Here is an 18,162-nt window from a genome sequence, read left to right as displayed (position 1 = left end):
ATGATGGCAGAGAGGTCACACCCGTTCCCATACCGAACACGGAAGTTAAGCTCTCTAGCGCCGATGGTAGTTGGGACCTTGTCCCTGTGAGAGTAGGACGTTGCCAGGCAATATTATTCCGCAGTAGCTCAGCGGTAGAGCTATCGGCTGTTAACCGATCGGTCGTAGGTTCGATTCCTACCTGCGGAGCCATTGGAGAGCTGTCCGAGTTGGCCGAAGGAGCACGATTGGAAATCGTGTATACGTCACAAGCGTATCAAGGGTTCGAATCCCTTGCTCTCCGCCATAGGATTTATAATATTTGGCCCGTTGGTCAAGTGGTTAAGACACCGCCCTTTCACGGCGGTAACACGGGTTCGAATCCCGTACGGGTCACCACTTTGGAGGATTAGCTCAGCTGGGAGAGCACCTGCCTTACAAGCAGGGGGTCGGCGGTTCGATCCCGTCATCCTCCACCATATAAATTTTATATGAATAGTATTATCGCGGGGTGGAGCAGCACGGTAGCTCGTCGGGCTCATAACCCGAAGGTCGCAGGTTCAAATCCTGTCCCCGCAACCAAATGGTCCCGTGGTGTAGTGGTTAACATGCCTGCCTGTCACGCAGGAGATCGCCGGTTCGACCCCGGTCGGGACCGCCATTTTAATAAGGCTCGGTAGCTCAGTCGGTAGAGCAGAGGACTGAAAATCCTCGTGTCGGCGGTTCGATTCCGTCCCGAGCCACCATTTATTTTAATAAAATACGCCGGCTTAGCTCAATTGGTAGAGCAACTGACTTGTAATCAGTAGGTTGGGGGTTCAAGTCCTCTAGCCGGCACCATGTAAGTTTCGGAGGGGTAGCGAAGTGGCTAAACGCGGCGGACTGTAAATCCGCTCCTTCGGGTTCGGCAGTTCGAATCTGCCCCCCTCCACCATTTACATAGGGGCATAGTTTAAAGGTAGAACTGAGGTCTCCAAAACCTCCAGTGTGGGTTCGATTCCTACTGCCCCTGCCAAATATATTTACACAACATGGCGGTTGTGGCGAAGTGGTTAACGCACCGGATTGTGGCTCCGGCATTCGTGGGTTCGATTCCCATCAGTCGCCCCATTTTTATTTTAAAAATTACAAATAATCTAATGGATACTTACATATAATTAAGTAAGAATTCGATGGGCTATAGCCAAGCGGTAAGGCAACGGACTTTGACTCCGTCATGCGCTGGTTCGAATCCAGCTAGCCCAGCCATTTTTGCGGAAGTAGTTCAGTGGTAGAATACAACCTTGCCAAGGTTGGGGTCGCGGGTTCGAATCCCGTCTTCCGCTCCAATAAAATTTAATATGGCGGCATAGCCAAGTGGTAAGGCAGAGGTCTGCAAAACCTTTATCACCGGTTCAAATCCGGTTGCCGCCTTTTCTTTTGTGCCGATGTGGCGGAATTGGCAGACGCGCACGACTCAAAATCGTGTTCCTTCGGGAGTGTCGGTTCGACCCCGACCATCGGTATCATGAACGGCGTAATAAAAGACTCTACACCAAATGTGTAGAGTCTTTTTATGTTTTCATCACACTATAAAATAAGCAAAATGGTGTGTTGGTGAAATGGTTATAAATGATTAAGGTAAACTTATTCATTTAGTACATGCGATACAGTTGGGGAAAGCTACAAAACAATAAAGGGATAAATTTTTATCCCTTTATATAATTTCATTATTTTATAGAGAATTTCTCCAACCTGGTGACAGGAAGTTAAATCCGACGCCACCAGTAGATATTAGTACATGATCAGCTGTTAATTTCGTAATTTCTAAGAACTTCTTTTCAAACTCTTCTCTGTTGTATTTGTACATAGTTGAGTGGCATGACCACATGTGCGTTGAAGTACTCAACCAGTCTCCTAATTCCTTTAATTCAGGAAACGACTCAAATCGAATTGGTTCATCTAATTTCATGAATCTCACTTGATAGATAGTTGGGTTTAATTTTTCTCCTATTCCTTTAAAAGCATGTGATTTTTTGTCTTTTGAATGTGTCATAATTCACCCTCCATCTTTTCTTCAAATTTTTTCCTATTTTTATTATACAACAATAGAAAACAATTATGGAAATAATATGGAAATCTTTATTGGCAATATAAAAAGACTCTAACAGAAATGTTAGAGTCTTTTTGTTAAATTATACTATGTGCTTCTAAAATTCGTAATAAACGTAGGAATTCATGTATAATATAACTTGTCGAAAGAACAAAATGATAGTGATTTATATTATGTCTGTAATATGAATCAAAAATGAACTTTTTATATTTCTTTTAAAAATGTGTTGAACACACATTATATTTCATATTAATATTTTTATGTAGATTTAAAACGGGAAAGAGAGTGGAAAGTATGGGCCGTAAATGGAACAATATTAAAGACAAAAAAGCATCAAAAGATGCAAATACAAGCCGTATATACGCGAAATTTGGGCGTGAAATTTATGTGGCAGCAAAACAAGGCGAGCCAGATCCAGAATCAAACCAAGCACTAAGAGTTGTATTAGAGCGTGCGAAAACATACAATGTTCCAAGAACAATTATTGATCGTGCAGTTGAAAAAGCAAAAGGCGGTTCAGAAGAAAATTATGACGAGCTTCGTTATGAAGGATTCGGACCAAATGGAGCTATGGTTATTGTAGATACACTTACAAATAACGTAAACCGTACTGCAGCAGATGTACGAGCTGCATTTAGCAAAAACAGTGGTAATATGGGTGTGAACGGTTCTGTAGCTTACATGTTTGATGCGACAGCTGTTATCGGCCTTGAAGGTAAAACATCAGATGAAGTTCTTGAAATTTTAATGGAAGCAGATGTAGATGCACGTGACATTCTAGAAGAAGAAGATTCTGTTATCGTGTATGCTGAACCAGATCAATTTCATGCAGTACAATCTGCACTTAAAGGTGCTGGCGTTGAGGAGTTTACAGTTGCAGAATTAACAATGCTTGCACAAAGTGATGTAACACTTCCTGAAGATGCTCAAGCACAATTTGAGAAAATGGTTGATGCATTAGAAGATTTAGAAGATGTTCAACAAGTTTATCACAACGTAGACTTAGGAGAGTAATACGATAGATGACCCTTTTCGCTTAGCGGATAGGGTCTTTTTTATGAAGTTAATTAAGGTGATGAAGTATTAAAGGTATTTTGTTGTAGGTAGGGAATATGATTATAGGGATATATAAAATATTCATTATCTCTAGGAGGCTTAATATGGAACATAAGACACCAAAGCATATCGTTGCTGTAGCCGGTTATTTAACAAATGGAAAAAATGAAGTGTTATTAACAAAAGTGCACTGGCGAGCTGATACGTGGGAGTTGCCAGGAGGACAGGTAGAAGAAGGCGAAGCGCTCGATCAAGCTGTCTGTAGGGAAATAAAAGAGGAAACAGGGTTAACGGTGAAGCCTATCGGAATTACAGGCGTTTATTATAATACTTCTATGCATATTCTAGCTGTTGTTTTTAAAGTAGCATATATAAGTGGTGAAATAAAAATTCAACCTGAAGAAATACAAGAGGCTAAATTTGTTGATTTAAATGAAGAGAACATAGATGAGTATATAACGCGTCCTCATATGAAATCCAGAACGCTTGATGCAATGAGAGCAACACATTTTATTCCGTATGAAACGTGGGAAGTACAGCCGTATAATTTAATAGGAAGATTGTAAAGAAAAGAGTAGCCGATTGAGATACATTCGAATCACTACTCTTTTTTTGTATACTGTTTAAGAAAAAGGTCAAAATAATAATAGCACTAGTATTGATTTTGGGAACGTTTGTTCTGTATAATAAATCTATATGTTATATACATTTAGATTACTAGATAGTCAAAAGTATATATATTTGTAGATGATATAATTAAAGTATAAAGTGAAAATATAATAGTCTTAAGGGTTTCTCTTTTATTGGTTATTCGTACTTTAACATAACCTATATTCAATATTTCAGATGAATAGTAGATAAAAAAAGACTGTGATACAATACTCTTTTATCCCACTATTTGCTGGGCAGTAAGCTTGATTAATGAGGACCGATTAAAGTTTCACTTTATACCTTACAATGATGTAAGGTACGTGTAAGAGAAATCGATGGGATATTTTTTTACAACAATGTATTCTTAAAGTAAGAGTTATATGCTGTGTGGAAAAGAGGTGTTCAAGATGAAAGAACGAGTATTATCTAGGGTGAACTATCATCAAAAAGTTGCATTAAATCCAATGACTAAACTTTTTTATAAAGCCATTATATTATTATTATTGTTAAGTTGTACGTTATTATTCATTGGAAATGTAATGATTGAGAAAAGTGATATTAGTAAATTACATGTACCGGCTAAGTTAGAGGTGCCAGAATCATTAACACATGCATTTATTGCGACAGAAGATAAAAGATTTTATCATCATAACGGTTTAGATTATATAGCAATTATTAGGGCCTCTGTTGAGAATATAAAGGCTGGTGGTGTCGTGCAAGGAGGAAGCACAATTACACAGCAGCTATCTAAAAATGCCTTTTTAACGAATGAACGTACATTTTCTCGGAAGTGGAAAGAGATTTTTTATACGAAAAAAATTGAACGCACATTTACGAAGGATGAAATATTAAAATTATATGTAAGTAATATTTATTATGGAGAAGGAGCATGGGGAATTGAAAAAGCAGCAAACCTTTACTTCGGTAAAAAGGTGAACCAATTAACGTTGGCTGAAAGTGCAATGATGGCTGCTGTAGTAAAAGCACCTGCTTATTACTCACCTGCCCAAAATTATGATAAAGCAGTAGAGAGACGTAATGTCGTTTTGAGACTAATGGAGAAAGAAGGCTATATAAGCCATGATGAGTATGTTCAAGCAGTTAGTGAGAAATTGGTAATTCGTCATGATATAAAAATAGAGCAGTCGATGTTAAATAGCGCGCGTAAAAAAGCAGTAAGTTAAGAGAAGTTCCTATAGAGGAGCTTCTTTTTTTGAATAAATTGTGACAAATTGTGACACAATATCGTCACAATTATTGTGTTTTTGTAATTTATGTGAGCGTGTTCATTGCGTGACGTATATAAGTGTTGATATTATGTGTATTGTGTACAAGGCTGTATACAGAATATGAATTTAAAGAGGAATGTATATGAAATCAAATAAACTCATGGCTCTTGGTATAGTTTTTTCTATCGCAGTATTGATTGTAATTGGAACAATTGCGTATAGCATCATAAATGACAAAAAAGATAAAGGGAATGAGATGTTTGCTTATTCTACGCAACAATCTTTAGGGAAAGATGATGCTCCAGTTAAGGTAGTTGAATTTGGAGACTTTAAATGTCCTGCTTGTCGTACTTGGGATGTAACAGTATTACCTCGATTAAAAGAAGAGTATATTGATAAAGGCAAAGTGCAGTTATATTTTATTAACTTCCCATTTATCGGAAAAGACTCAGATTTAGGTGCAGCAGCTGGTGAAGCAATTTATAAACAAGATAAAGATTCATTCTGGATTTTCTATGATGAGATTTATCAAAATCAAAAGAAAGATACGGAAGAATGGATTACAGAAGATTTGCTTCTTAGCATTGTGAAAGAGAAACTTCCAAAAGTTGATGTAGAGCAATTTAAGAAAGACTTACACAGTAAAGAAATTACAGAAAAAGTACGTAAAGATTCAGATCGTGCTCAAAAATTAAAAGTTCAAGGTGCCCCTTCTGTATATGTAAACGGAAATCTTGCAAATCCTGATTTTGATAGTATGAAGAAGGCAATTGATAAAGAATTGAAAAAGTGATGAGGTCTCTCATCACTTTTTCGACTTTTTTCGATAAAATTCTTGCCTCTACTTTTTTCACATGCTATACTATTTTACATAAGTTATTCTAATATCTTATATGTAATTCATATTTGCGGGTGTAGTTTAGTGGTAAAACAAGAGCCTTCCAAGCTCTGGTCGAGAGTTCGATTCTCTTCACCCGCTCCAAATTTTATTAAATGTTTTTCTATAAATTGTGATCAACGCAGTGTTTCGTTTCCGAGATAAACGAGGCATTGCGTTTTTTAATGTTTGAAAAATATAATTACATGCGAAAATAGAAGTAAATAATAGTATTCCAAACGTGAATTACTAACCAATAGAGTGGTTACATAAGGGGATGGATTCATCTGAGGAGGCGATTAAGAGTGGATTTTGAACAATTAAAGCAAGATGTAATTGCGTATAGTAAAACAATTGGCATAGATAAAATAGGCTTTGCGAGCGCTTCTCCTTTTGAGGAATTAAAGCAGCGCTTAATCCAGCAACAACAATTAAATTATCAATCTGGATTTGAAGAGCCTGATATAGAGAAGAGAACGAATCCGCAACTGTTATTACCGGGTGCTAAATCAATTATTGCGATTGCTTTAGCATATCCTTCAAAATTAAAAAATGCACCATTAAGTAAGCGTGGAGAACGCCGTGGGATTTTTTGTCGTGCTTCTTGGGGACAAGATTATCATCTTGTTTTACGAGATCGTTTGCAAAAATTAGAGGCATATTTAATTGAAAAACTTCCCGATATAGAAGTGAAGTCCATGGTTGATACAGGTGAATTAAGTGATCGAGCTGTATCAGAGCGTGCTGGTATTGGATGGAGCGGTAAAAACTGCTCTATTATTACACCTGAATTTGGTTCGTACGTATACTTAGGGGAAATGATTACAAATGTTCCATTCCCGCCAGATAAGCCGATAGAAGATCAATGCGGAGGCTGTACGAAATGTATCGATATTTGCCCTACCGGTGCTTTAATACAGGGGGGACAGTTAGATTCGAAGAAGTGCATTGCGTTTTTAACACAAACGAAAGGATTCCTACCTGAAGAATATCGCGATAAAATTGGAAATCGCATATATGGATGTGATACGTGTCAGACTGTTTGTCCGAAAAACAAAGGAATGGATTTTCATAATCATCCTGAGATGGAGCCGGATCCTGAGCTAGTTAAACCATTATTAACGCCACTTTTAACAATTAGTAATCGTGATTTTAAAGAGAAATATGGGATTATGTCAGGGTCATGGAGAGGGAAAAAGCCACTGCAAAGAAATGCGATTTTAGCATTAGCACATTTTAAAGAAGCATCGGCAATTCCAGATTTAATTGGTGTTATGAAAGATGACCCAAGACCGGTACTACGCGGAACGGCAGCATGGGCACTTGGGAAAATTGGCGGAGATGGAGTAGGCGAAGCGATTGAGAAAGCGATGGAACGTGAGAAAGATGAAGAAGTGCTTCATGAAATGAATCGCGGGCTTGAATTGTTAGCACAGAAAAAAGAGTAGATAATATTTCCCTTTTTCATATTGTAATATGGGAGGGAGACAGAATGGTTGTAAAAACGAAGATTGAAAACCAAGTACAACAATTTTTAGCATATATAACGGAGAAAAGAACGAATGTGGATGGTATTGCTGAGGATTTACTACAAATGGCACTGAGAAAGAAACAATTGTTTCAAAGGCGTAGTGCACATATAGTGAAAGCAACTGCGGATGTTTCTTTCATTAGACAATTAAATAGTAATGACCATCAAGAAATTGATTATCAAATACATTTTAAATATTTAATTAAGCATAAAGAATTATTTTATATTGAAGAGGAACAATTAAAACGAAGAGTTTGTTTAAATAATAGTCGAATTATAGGCGATTCTGCTATTGAAGTGTCAGAAGAAATTAGAATGGGTGAGACATTAGAAAGGGATATTACGAAAGAGAAGTACGGTTCTTATCAGTATAATCGTTTAGAGGCAGTGAAATATGCAGAGCGTTGGTGGGATGACCGGAATCCTATGTATCGTAATTTCCCTGATAATTGTACGAATTTCATTTCTCAATGTCTTCATACTGGAGAAGTACCTATGAACGGGTATCCTAATATTCGTAAAGGATGGTGGCAAAGGGAGAATCAGTGGAGTTGGAGCTGGGCTGTTGCACATTCTTTTTATTGGTATTTGTCAGGTGCTACAACAGGACTTCGAGCAGAGGCGGTAGAGAGGCCAGAAGAACTTATTCTTGGAGATGTCATTGCTTATGATTTCGAGGATGACGGAAGATGGAATCATACGACGATTGTAGTAGCAAAAGATGCAGATGGTATGCCGCTTGTAAATGCACATTCAGCGAATAGCCGTCGACGTTATTGGAACTATGAAGACTCTAGTAAATATACACCACAAATGAAATATAAATTCTTTCATATTATTAATGGGTAGAGATTTTTCGCTCAAGTGGTATAATACGTAGTAGACAAAAAACAGAGGTGAATATCGCGTGGGAGTACATGTTGTTTTATATCAGCCAGAAATTCCAGCAAATACAGGGAATATTGCTCGTACTTGTGCAGCAACTGGAACAGAATTACATTTGATTAGACCGCTTGGATTTTCAACGGATGATAAAATGTTAAAGCGTGCAGGATTAGATTATTGGCAGCACGTAAAAATTACGTATTATGATTCAATTGAAGAATTTTATGAAAAAAATAAAGACGGTGAATTCTTCTATTTAACAAAGTATGGCGAGAAAGCTCATACAGCGTTTGACTATAGCAAGCGTGAGAAGGATTACTATTTTGTATTTGGAAGAGAAACAAACGGCTTACCAGCTAATGTAATCGAAGAAAACTTTGATCATTGTTTACGTATTCCAATGACAGATAAAGTACGTTCATTAAATTTATCTAATACAGCAGCAATTTTAATTTATGAAGCGTTCCGTCAACAAAATTACCCTGGATTAGATTTAGAAATCGTTTATTAAAAGTCGCCATATGGCGACTTTTTTTTATAAAATAAAAATTCTATATAATCATACATTTAAAAGAGAGGACATAATCATATAGAATGGGATATATGATTAAAAATAGATAAGACGGGTTGAGATAAATATGAAGGAAGAATATAGTAATCAAAATACCTTTTTAAGTATGATAGATATGGATTTAATTAGACAAGGATTATTACATGCTATTCAAGATTTAGTATTCATATTGAAAGTTATTGATAATGAAACGTTTCAATATATGTATGTGAATAAAATAGGAATGGATTATGCTAGGTTAAGCGAAGAGTGCTATGGAAAAACTTTTGCAGAAGTATTACCAAAAGATATAGCGGGGATATTGCAAAGGCAATATGCAAAAGTAGTGAGAGAAGCGAAAGCACACACCTTTTGTGATGTAGTCAATTTACCAAAAGGTGAGATACATTATGAATCTTCACTTAATCCTGTCTGCGACGAAGAAGGAATATGTCAATTTGTTATTTGTATTACAAGAGATATTACAGCTCAAATTGAGGAGAAGACAAAGATAGAGGAAAAACAAATGTTATTTAAGTCGTTACTGGAATATAATAATGACTCAATTATATCTATAGATTCTATAGGGAGAGTTACATATGCAAATCCGGCAACGTATGAAATATTTGGATACCGGTATGAGGAATTAAATAATAAATTTATTTTTGAATTCATTAATAAAGAATATGAAAAAGATTTTCAAATTATATTTAAGGGATCGATGCAAGGAAAAGCAAAACAAATTGTTTCAAAGAAATATGTTCATAAAGAAGGGTACGAGCTATATATTTCTTTGAGAACTATCCCGATTATTGTGAACGGTGAAATTGTTGGGATTTATATTGTTACGAGAGATGTTACAAGGCAAGTATTAAACGAAATGCGAACAGAATATTTAGCTTACTATGACCAGTTAACGGGATTAATGAATAGAATTTCATGTACAAATAAGTTAAATACTTTTTTAAATGAGAGTGTAAATTTTGCGCTTGTATTTATAGATTTAGATGAGTTTCATCGTATTAATGATACATTTGGTCATAAAGAGGGAGATAAAGTATTACAAAAAGTTACAGAATGTTTAAGCAATCTAAAAATAGAAGGTATGCACTTATTTAGAGAACACGATGATCAATTTGTTATGTTGATAGAAAATATAACGAAAGAATATGTAGAGGAAGTTGCAAAAAGCATACTGAAAAATATTAGTGAATATTTTGTAATCGAAGAAGAAGATGTATATTTAAGTGCATCAATTGGAATTGTAATGGCTCCAGCAGATGGAGAAGATGAAAAAATACTATTTCAGAGGGTCGATGCTGCTTTAGAAAAAGCAAAAGAAAAAGGAAAAGGACATTATCATTTTTATTGTAGTGGATTAGACTGTGAGCGTGAACAAAGGTTTATAATAGAAAACCAGTTACATCGTGCTATAGAAAAAAATGAATTTTTCTTATATTATCAGCCACAAATTAATATTGAAACGAAAAAAATAGCTAGTATGGAAGCTTTAATAAGGTGGGAGAATAAGGAATTAGGATTTGTTTCTCCAAACCAATTTATTCCGTTGGCAGAAAGAACAGGATTTATTATTAAGCTCGATGAATGGGTAGTAAATCAAGTGTGTCAGCAACTGCGCGAATGGTTAAATAAAGGATATGAAGTGGTCCCAATTGCGGTTAATATTTCAGCTAGACACTTTCGTTCTATTACATTAATAGAGATGATTACACGGGCTTTAAATAAGTACAATGTATCAGCTCATTTATTAGCGATAGAGGTTACAGAAGGAGCTCTTATACATAAAGATATATCAAAGAGAGTGTTACTACAATTAAAAGAACAAAATTTAAAGATTCATTTAGATGATTTTGGAACAGGCTATTCATCTTTAAGTTATCTAAAAACATATCCAATTGATACTTTAAAAATTGATCGTTCTTTTATGGAAGGTATACATATAGATGAACGTGATACGAATATTACAGCTGCAATTATTCATTTAGCTCATACTTTAGAATTGAATATAATTGCAGAAGGAGTAGAAAAAAAGGAGCAAATACAGTTTTTGAAAGAAAAGAATGTGAAGCTTGTACAAGGTTATTATTATAGCCGACCACTATCCAAATATGATATGGAAAATATGTATTATAAATAAAAAAATGATGTGCTAAAAGCACATCATTTTTTATGTGTACCTGGTTTGTCATTGTAACCGGATGTAAAAATAGCTGTAAGAAATGTGAGTGATACACCTAAAATTAATAATAATTTCATACTAATATCCTCCTTACTGTTTTCGGTTTATGAGTTTTATTTATTATCCAAAATGTATGTAAGGTTCTTAGAAGAAAAGAATTTATTTATAATGAATAGCAGTGTAAAAATGTTAATACCTATATTATACAGAATTTTCTTTGAATTTTGGAGAGAATTTTAGCGTGCTATTATATATTTCGTTTTGATTTAAAGAATGTTTAAGGACATCCTAGCATACCTTTTATAATAATCCGATTGAACAAGGAGATGGGGGAGGAGCTATAATGGATATTCTAAAAAAGATTGAACAGCATCGAGCAGCAGAAGAACGTTTACAATGGGAAGGTACGTTTGCGGAGTATTTGGAGCTTGTGAAAGAAAGACCATGGGTGGCTCAAACAGCACACTCTCGCATTTACAATATGATAAAAGACGCTGGAATTGAAGAAGTTGATGGTAGAAGAAAGTATAACTTCTTTAGTAATCAGCTCTTTGGATTAGAGGATGCTCTAGAACGTCTTGTAGAGGAATATTTTCATCCATCTGCAAAACGATTAGATGTTAGAAAAAGAATTTTATTATTAATGGGTCCTGTTAGTGGAGGGAAATCAACGTTAGTTACAATGTTGAAACGAGGATTAGAAACATATTCAAGAACAGATCGCGGAGCAATTTTTGCAATTAAAGGATGCCCAATGCACGAGGATCCACTGCATTTAATTCCACATCATTTACGAGATGATTTCTTTGATGAGTATGGGGTTAGAATTGAAGGGAATTTATCACCACTAAATGTCATGCGTTTAGAGCAAGAATACGGATCAAGAATTGAGGATGTAGTTGTAGAGCGTATTTTCTTCTCTGAAGATCGCCGTACAGGGATTGGTACATTTAGCCCGTCTGATCCAAAATCACAGGATATTGCAGATTTAACAGGTAGTCTGGACTTTTCTACGATTGCAGAATATGGTTCAGAATCAGATCCGCGTGCGTATCGATTTGATGGAGAATTAAATAAGGCAAACCGAGGAATGATGGAGTTCCAAGAGATGTTAAAATGCGATGAGAAGTTTTTATGGCACTTATTATCGCTTACGCAAGAAGGGAATTTCAAAGCGGGAAGATTTGCGCTTATTTCAGCAGATGAATTAATTGTAGCGCATACGAATGAAACAGAGTATCGCTCATTTATAGCAAATAAGAAAAATGAAGCATTGCACTCAAGAATTATTGTAATGCCAGTTCCTTATAATTTACGAGTAAGTGAAGAAGAACATATTTATGAAAAAATGATTCGTGAAAGTGATGTATCGAATGTTCACATTGCACCACACACACTTCGCGTTGCAGCAATGTTCACTATTTTAACTCGTTTAAAAGATCCGAAGCGTCCGGATATTGATTTAATTAAAAAGATGCGTTTGTATGATGGAGAAACGGTAGAAGGTTATAATGCGATTGATGTAGAAGAATTACAACGCGAATATCAAGATGAAGGTATGAAGGGTATTGATCCTCGTTATGTCATTAACCGAATTTCGTCTACAATCATTCGAAAAGAGGTACCATCTATTAACGCGTTAGATGTACTTAGATCTTTAAAAGATGGGCTAGATCAGCATCCATCCATTAGTAATGAAGACCGTGAACGTTACATGAACTTCATCTCATTAGCGAGAAAAGAATACGATGAAATCGCGAAGAAAGAAGTACAAAAAGCGTTTGTTTATTCATATGAAGAATCAGCTAAGACGCTTATGGATAATTACTTAGATAACGTTGAGGCGTACTGCAATAAATCGAAATTACGTGATCCGTTAACAGGAGAAGAAATGAGTCCAGATGAAAAATTAATGCGCTCAATTGAAGAGCAAATTGGAATTTCAGAAAATGCTAAGAAAGCGTTCCGTGAAGAGATTTTAATTCGCATTTCTGCTTATGCCCGTAAAGGAAAACGCTTTGATTATAATTCACATGAACGTCTTCGTGAAGCGATTCAGAAAAAACTATTTGCTGATTTAAAAGATATAGTGAAAATTACAACATCAACGAAAACGCCGGACGAAAATCAGCTTAAGAAAATCAATGATGTTGTTGCGCGTTTAATTGATGAGCATGGTTATAATTCTTCTTCAGCAAATGAATTACTACGCTATGTAGGTAGCTTGTTAAACAGATAGTTTGATAACAAAACGCTGTCTCTTGTATTTTGCGGGACAGCGTTTTATTATCCGTTCATATGTGTATAAAGTGTCATACCTTGTCCAAATGTAATAAATTAAGATGCAATTTTATGAATTTATTGTCAATTATTTTTACAATATGCATATGATAGAGTAACCAACCATTCATACGAAAAAAGCCAACACAATACAATATGTTGCAAAGTAAAAATGTGTGCAACAATGCATTGTGTTTCTTTCTTATCAGTGGCTGAATATTTCTTTCTATTTATGTGAGTGGCAAAATTTTGTTTAGGATGCTCGGGGTATTGTATGAAAAACGTTATAAATGTTTATGGGATGATTTTCTGTGGGCAGTTACCTTTCAAATATTCTAGCTTGCATATTACAGAACAAAATTTATAGATTGCTGTTCATACAGGAAGACAATTACAGTAAGGAGGGAAAGGAATGGGCGAAGAAAATCAACCAAATTATACGATTTCACAGGAAAACTGGTCCCTCCATCGCAAAGGATATGACGACCAACAGCGCCATCAAGAAAAAGTACAAGAGGCAATTAAGAATAATTTACCCGATCTTGTAACAGAAGAAAGTATAGTTATGTCTAATGGCAAGGATGTTGTAAAAATACCAATTCGTTCTCTAGATGAATATAAGATTAGATACAATTATGATAAAAATAAACATGTTGGGCAAGGAAACGGTGACAGCAAAGTTGGTGATGTCGTTGCGAGAGATGGATCAGGTGGTCAAAAACAAAAAGGGCCAGGAAAAGGGCAAGGAGCAGGAGATGCAGCTGGGGAAGATTACTATGAAGCTGAAGTCTCTATTTTAGAATTAGAGCAAGCGTTTTTCAGAGAGTTAGAACTGCCTAATTTAAAGAGAAAAGAAATGGATGAAAACCGGATTGAACATGTTGAATTTAATGACATTAGAAAAACAGGATTATGGGGAAATATCGATAAGAAAAGAACAATGATATCCGCATATAAACGAAATGCGATGGGTGGTAAAGCATCTTTTCATCCGATTCATCAAGAAGACTTAAAGTTCCGCACTTGGAATGAAGTGTTAAAGCCAGATTCAAAAGCTGTTGTATTAGCGATGATGGATACGAGTGGATCGATGGGAATATGGGAGAAATATATGGCACGTAGCTTCTTTTTCTGGATGACAAGATTTTTACGCACAAAGTATGAAACAGTTGATATTGAATTTATTGCTCATCATACAGAAGCGAAAGTCGTTACAGAAGAAGAATTTTTCTCAAAAGGAGAAAGTGGCGGAACAATATGTTCTTCCGTATATAAAAAAGCATTAGAACTTATCGATAATAAATATTCACCTGACCGCTATAATATTTATCCATTCCATTTTTCAGATGGTGATAATTTAACATCAGATAATGCTAGATGTGTAAAACTTGTTGAAGAGCTAATGAAGAAGTGTAATATGTTTGGGTATGGGGAAGTGAATCAGTACAACCGCCACAGTACACTCATGTCAGCCTATAAAAATATTAAAGATGAAAACTTTAGATACTATATTTTAAAGCAAAAAGCAGACGTATTTCATGCGATGAAAAGCTTTTTTAGAGAAGAATCAGGTGAGAAAATGGCATAACCTCTTTTAAAGAGGTTCTTTTTTTGTAAACTTTTTATTTTTTCAGTTGACAATGATAATGAAAATCATTATCATTTATTCGAGAAATGATTACATTTTGAATTATATATTTCGGAGGAGATGTAAAGTTGAAACAAAATAAAAGAAAACGTATAAATGCAATGATTATAGCGGCGGCGTTATCACTTCCGTTTGCTGTGTATTCAACACCTGCTTTAGCGGCAGTAGCAATTGAGGCGAATAAAACTGGACAAGGTTTAGAAGATGGTACATATGACGCTGTTATTAAAGCGTATAAAGATAAAACGAATGAAGAGTCTATGGCAGCTGTTTATATAAAGGATCCGAAATTAACAATTGAGAATGGAAAGAAAATTGTAACAGCAACGTTAAGTGATAGTGATTTCTTTCAATACTTGAAGACAGAGGATATTCACACTCCAGGTGTGTTTCATGATGTGAAAGTAATATCAGAAGACAAAAAGAAAAATGGAACGAAAGTGATTCAGTTTGAAGTAGGGGAATTAGGAAAAAGGTATAATATGCGAATGCATATTTATATTCCAACAATGGCCTATGACAATAAGTACCAAGTACAGTTTGAAGTAAATACATTGAATTTAGATAAAGATGTTCCAGAAGCACAAAAGGAAAATAAAGAGGAGAAACAAGATGAAAACGGAAATGTAATATTAGATAAGCAATTACAAAAATATATTAATAAATACAACTTAGATAGAGATAATGTTGATGCGCCAATCACAAAGAAAGATTTATTAAAAATTAAAACGTTATCCATTTATTCTGGTAAAGGAATAAATGAAATAACTGGTTTAGAGTATATGACAAATTTAGAGAAGTTGACGTTACGAGAGTCTAATGTAAAAGACATATCAGCCATCTCGAAATTGAGAGGTTTGAAGTACGTTGATTTAACGTCTAATTCAATTGAAAGTATTCACCCAATTGAGCAGCTAGAGAATATTAATATGCTTTTTTTAAGAGATAATAAAATTTCTGATCTTACACCATTAAGTAAAATGAAAAAAATTAAAACATTAGATTTAATCGGTAATAACATTAAAGATATCCAGCCATTATTTACATTATCAACTATGAAACAATTATACTTAGCAAATAATCAAATCAGTGATCTTACGGGAATTGATCGATTAAATAATGTGGAACTATTATGGATAGGGAACAATAAAATTAATAATGTTGAATCTATTAGTAAAATGAGTAATCTTATTGAACTAGAAATTTCTGATAGTGAAATAAAAGATATATCACCATTATCTCAATTAGGAAATTTACAAGTGCTGAATTTAGAAGAGAATTATATCTCTGATGTATCGCCGCTGAGCACCTTAACAAATTTACATGAGATAAATCTTGGAGCAAATGAAATTTCTGACGTAAGGCCTGTTGAGGAATTAGGTAAGCGAATTTCAATTGACATTCAAAGACAAAAAATCTTTTTAAATGAAGCAAGTGTAGATGAAGAAATAAAAATCCCAGTATACAACCTTAAAGGAGAGCCACTTCAAAATATTAATCTACAAAGTGAGGGGGCTACTCTGAATAACGGATTTATAAAATGGAATAGTCCTGGAGAAAAAATATATGAATTTAAACTAGATACTAATTCTACTGAAAGTAAAATAAGATTTAATGGCACGGTTATACAGAATATAGTTGAAAAACAAAAAGAAAGTCAAAATGTAATTCTCGATAAAACTTTACAACAACATATTAATAAAGAGAATTTAGGTAGAGAGAATGTAAACGCTCCTATCACAAAAGAAGATTTATTACAGATTAAAAAATTAGAGATACTTAAAGAAAAAGGAAATGAGATAAAAGATATAACAGGTTTAGAATACATGACGAATTTAGAAAAACTTACTTTAGAAGGAGTAGGCCTGAAAAATATTGAGTTCATCTCAAACTTGAAACAATTGAATAATGTGAATGTATCTCATAATCAAATTGAAGATATAACACCACTATCTTCATTGGAAAATTTACAGTGGTTAAATCTTGCGGACAATCATATTAAAGATGTAACGGTTATTGGTTCCATGCTAAACTTATTTAGCTTAAATCTAGCTGGAAATGAGATTCGTGATGTAAGGCCGTTAATACAATTAGGTCAGTGGTTTACAATTGATGTTGGAAGACAAAATATCATTTTAAATGATGCAAAAATAAACGAAGAAATTCAAATTCCTGTATATGATTTAGAAGGAGAAAGTATTGAAAATATTCAATTGGTAAGTGAGGGAGGGACGTTTAATAACGGAGTAATAAAATGGAGTACCCCAGGTGAAAAGGTGTATAAATTTGATTTAGATTCTGATGAAATTAGCATAAGGTTTAACGGAACAGTTATACAGAATATAGTGGAAAAAGAAGAAGAAAAAGAGCCGGTAAAAGAAATTGAAGAAACAAAAGAAGAAGTGAAAGAGCCGGTAAAAGAAGTTGAAGAAACAAAAGAAGAAGTGAAAGAACCAACAAAAGAAGTTGAAGAAGCGAAAGAAGAAGTAAAAGAGCCAACAAAAGAAGTTGAAGAAACAAAAGAAGAAGTGAAAGAACCGGTAAAAGAAGTTGAAGAAGCGAAAGAAGAAGTAAAAGAGCCAACAAAAGAAGTTGAAGGGGTAAAAGAAGAAGTAAAAGAACCAACGAAAGAAGTTGAAGAAACAAAAGAAGAAGAAAAAGAACCGGTAAAAGAAGTTGAAGAAACAAAAGAAGAAGAAAAAGAACCGGTAAAAGAAGTTGAAGAAACAAAAGAAGAAGTGAAAGAACCGGTAAAAGAAGTAAAAGAGGAAGTAAAAGAGCCAACGAAAGAAGTTGAAGAAGCGAAAGAGGAAGTGGACGAGCCAACAACAGGAGTTGAAGGATCGAAAGCGGAGGTAAAAGAAACAGGAAAAAAAATTGAAGGTTCAAAAGACGCGGTAAATCAATCAGCAGTAGTCCAAGAACAAAACGTGAATAATCAAGTTGTGAAAGAAAATAAACCAGCTGTTAATAAGCAAGAAGAAAGTAAGAAATCATTAGGAGCAACAGGTGGACAAGAGAATACATCAACATTACTTTCAGGCATAGCGTTAGTTCTTTCAGCACTGAGTATGTTTGTATTTAGAAAGAGATTATTTAAGAAATAAAAAACGTTTTATCTTATTATAACGTAAGATGATTATATGAGTTTTTGAGAAGACATTATCATGGCGATTTCATTTTG

At 34.6% G+C, this 18,162-nt stretch carries 12 protein-coding genes, 16 tRNA genes and 1 rRNA gene; 28 read left to right on the top strand and 1 reads right to left on the bottom strand.

The genetic code is table 11. The features are described 5' to 3' along the window. The 16 genes from rrf to ACUN13_RS23705 all read left to right on the top strand — a co-directional run. Positions 1 to 109: ribosomal RNA gene (gene rrf / locus ACUN13_RS23780) — 5S ribosomal RNA — on the top strand; the annotation flags it as partial. An 8-nt stretch (positions 110 to 117) separates the two neighbouring features. Continuing rightward, positions 118 to 192: transfer RNA gene (locus ACUN13_RS23775), tRNA-Asn, on the top strand. A 2-nt stretch (positions 193 to 194) separates the two neighbouring features. Then, a tRNA-Ser gene (locus tag ACUN13_RS23770) sits at positions 195 to 286 on the top strand. A gap of 17 nt (positions 287 to 303) precedes the next feature. Then, positions 304 to 378: transfer RNA gene (locus ACUN13_RS23765), tRNA-Glu, on the top strand. Positions 379 to 382: 4 nt separating this feature from the next. Further along, a tRNA-Val gene (locus ACUN13_RS23760) sits at positions 383 to 458 on the top strand. A 26-nt stretch (positions 459 to 484) separates the two neighbouring features. Next, positions 485 to 561, top strand: a tRNA-Met gene (locus ACUN13_RS23755). Positions 562 to 564: 3 nt separating this feature from the next. Next, positions 565 to 640 (top strand) — tRNA-Asp (locus tag ACUN13_RS23750). 9 nt (positions 641 to 649) lie between these two features. After that, a tRNA-Phe gene (locus ACUN13_RS23745) sits at positions 650 to 725 on the top strand. An 18-nt stretch (positions 726 to 743) separates the two neighbouring features. Further along, positions 744 to 819: transfer RNA gene (locus ACUN13_RS23740), tRNA-Thr, on the top strand. Positions 820 to 829: 10 nt separating this feature from the next. Next, positions 830 to 913, top strand: a tRNA-Tyr gene (locus tag ACUN13_RS23735). A 7-nt stretch (positions 914 to 920) separates the two neighbouring features. Next, positions 921 to 994, top strand: a tRNA-Trp gene (locus tag ACUN13_RS23730). A gap of 19 nt (positions 995 to 1,013) precedes the next feature. Beyond that, a tRNA-His gene (locus ACUN13_RS23725) sits at positions 1,014 to 1,089 on the top strand. Between the two features lie 63 nt (positions 1,090 to 1,152). Next, positions 1,153 to 1,227 (top strand) — tRNA-Gln (locus ACUN13_RS23720). 5 nt (positions 1,228 to 1,232) lie between these two features. Further along, positions 1,233 to 1,307 (top strand) — tRNA-Gly (locus ACUN13_RS23715). Positions 1,308 to 1,321: 14 nt separating this feature from the next. Further along, positions 1,322 to 1,392, top strand: a tRNA-Cys gene (locus tag ACUN13_RS23710). 10 nt (positions 1,393 to 1,402) lie between these two features. After that, positions 1,403 to 1,484: transfer RNA gene (locus ACUN13_RS23705), tRNA-Leu, on the top strand. Positions 1,485 to 1,693: 209 nt separating this feature from the next. Here the strand turns inward: ACUN13_RS23705 and ACUN13_RS23700 are convergent. Further along, positions 1,694 to 2,014 (bottom strand): DUF3884 family protein, encoded by a 321-nt coding sequence (locus tag ACUN13_RS23700; protein ID WP_025690149.1) that lies wholly within the window; start codon positions 2,012 to 2,014, stop codon positions 1,694 to 1,696. 351 nt (positions 2,015 to 2,365) lie between these two features. Here ACUN13_RS23700 and ACUN13_RS23695 point away from each other — a divergent pair, with 351 nt between their 5' ends. From ACUN13_RS23695 to ACUN13_RS23640, 12 genes are all read left to right on the top strand, one after another. Beyond that, entirely contained in the window at positions 2,366 to 3,085 is a 720-nt protein-coding gene (locus ACUN13_RS23695) for a YebC/PmpR family DNA-binding transcriptional regulator (protein WP_000532952.1), read from the top strand. A 146-nt stretch (positions 3,086 to 3,231) separates the two neighbouring features. Continuing rightward, complete coding sequence (locus tag ACUN13_RS23690) at positions 3,232 to 3,693, top strand: NUDIX hydrolase (RefSeq protein ID WP_000400469.1); 462 nt, start codon at positions 3,232 to 3,234, stop codon at positions 3,691 to 3,693. Between the two features lie 492 nt (positions 3,694 to 4,185). Further along, the gene (locus ACUN13_RS23685; RefSeq protein WP_000664715.1) at positions 4,186 to 4,962 is read left to right on the top strand and encodes a transglycosylase domain-containing protein; all 777 of its coding nucleotides are present in this window, start codon (positions 4,186 to 4,188) and stop codon (positions 4,960 to 4,962) included. Between the two features lie 187 nt (positions 4,963 to 5,149). Further along, positions 5,150 to 5,800: a DsbA family protein gene (locus tag ACUN13_RS23680; RefSeq protein ID WP_000841308.1), complete on the top strand. Its 651-nt coding sequence runs from the start codon at positions 5,150 to 5,152 to the stop codon at positions 5,798 to 5,800. Between the two features lie 115 nt (positions 5,801 to 5,915). Beyond that, a tRNA-Gly gene (locus ACUN13_RS23675) sits at positions 5,916 to 5,989 on the top strand. 200 nt (positions 5,990 to 6,189) lie between these two features. After that, positions 6,190 to 7,332: a tRNA epoxyqueuosine(34) reductase QueG gene (gene queG / locus ACUN13_RS23670; protein ID WP_000345215.1), complete on the top strand. Its 1,143-nt coding sequence runs from the start codon at positions 6,190 to 6,192 to the stop codon at positions 7,330 to 7,332. A gap of 44 nt (positions 7,333 to 7,376) precedes the next feature. Continuing rightward, positions 7,377 to 8,264 (top strand): amidase domain-containing protein, encoded by an 888-nt coding sequence (locus tag ACUN13_RS23665; RefSeq protein ID WP_000260591.1) that lies wholly within the window; start codon positions 7,377 to 7,379, stop codon positions 8,262 to 8,264. Positions 8,265 to 8,322: 58 nt separating this feature from the next. Beyond that, positions 8,323 to 8,811, top strand: a complete 489-nt coding sequence (gene trmL / locus ACUN13_RS23660; protein WP_000538147.1) for a tRNA (uridine(34)/cytosine(34)/5-carboxymethylaminomethyluridine(34)-2'-O)-methyltransferase TrmL — start codon at positions 8,323 to 8,325, stop codon at positions 8,809 to 8,811. A gap of 127 nt (positions 8,812 to 8,938) precedes the next feature. Then, positions 8,939 to 11,008, top strand: coding sequence for a sensor domain-containing protein (locus tag ACUN13_RS23655; RefSeq protein ID WP_000657173.1), 2,070 nt, complete (start codon positions 8,939 to 8,941; stop codon positions 11,006 to 11,008). 385 nt (positions 11,009 to 11,393) lie between these two features. Next, on the top strand, positions 11,394 to 13,289 hold the full coding sequence (locus tag ACUN13_RS23650; protein ID WP_000353273.1) for a PrkA family serine protein kinase: 1,896 nt from the start codon (positions 11,394 to 11,396) through the stop codon (positions 13,287 to 13,289). Positions 13,290 to 13,742: 453 nt separating this feature from the next. Beyond that, entirely contained in the window at positions 13,743 to 14,918 is a 1,176-nt protein-coding gene (yhbH, locus tag ACUN13_RS23645; RefSeq protein ID WP_000503517.1) for a sporulation protein YhbH, read from the top strand. Between the two features lie 128 nt (positions 14,919 to 15,046). Continuing rightward, a complete protein-coding gene (locus ACUN13_RS23640; RefSeq protein ID WP_445423987.1) occupies positions 15,047 to 18,085 on the top strand; it encodes a leucine-rich repeat domain-containing protein in 3,039 nt (1,012 codons plus the stop codon). The last annotated feature ends 77 nt before the right edge of the window (positions 18,086 to 18,162 follow it).

The organism is Bacillus cereus group sp. Bce041, from assembly GCF_052646455.1.
Note: the sequence above shows the minus strand (reverse complement) of the source record. Positions and strands in the feature narration are given on the sequence as shown.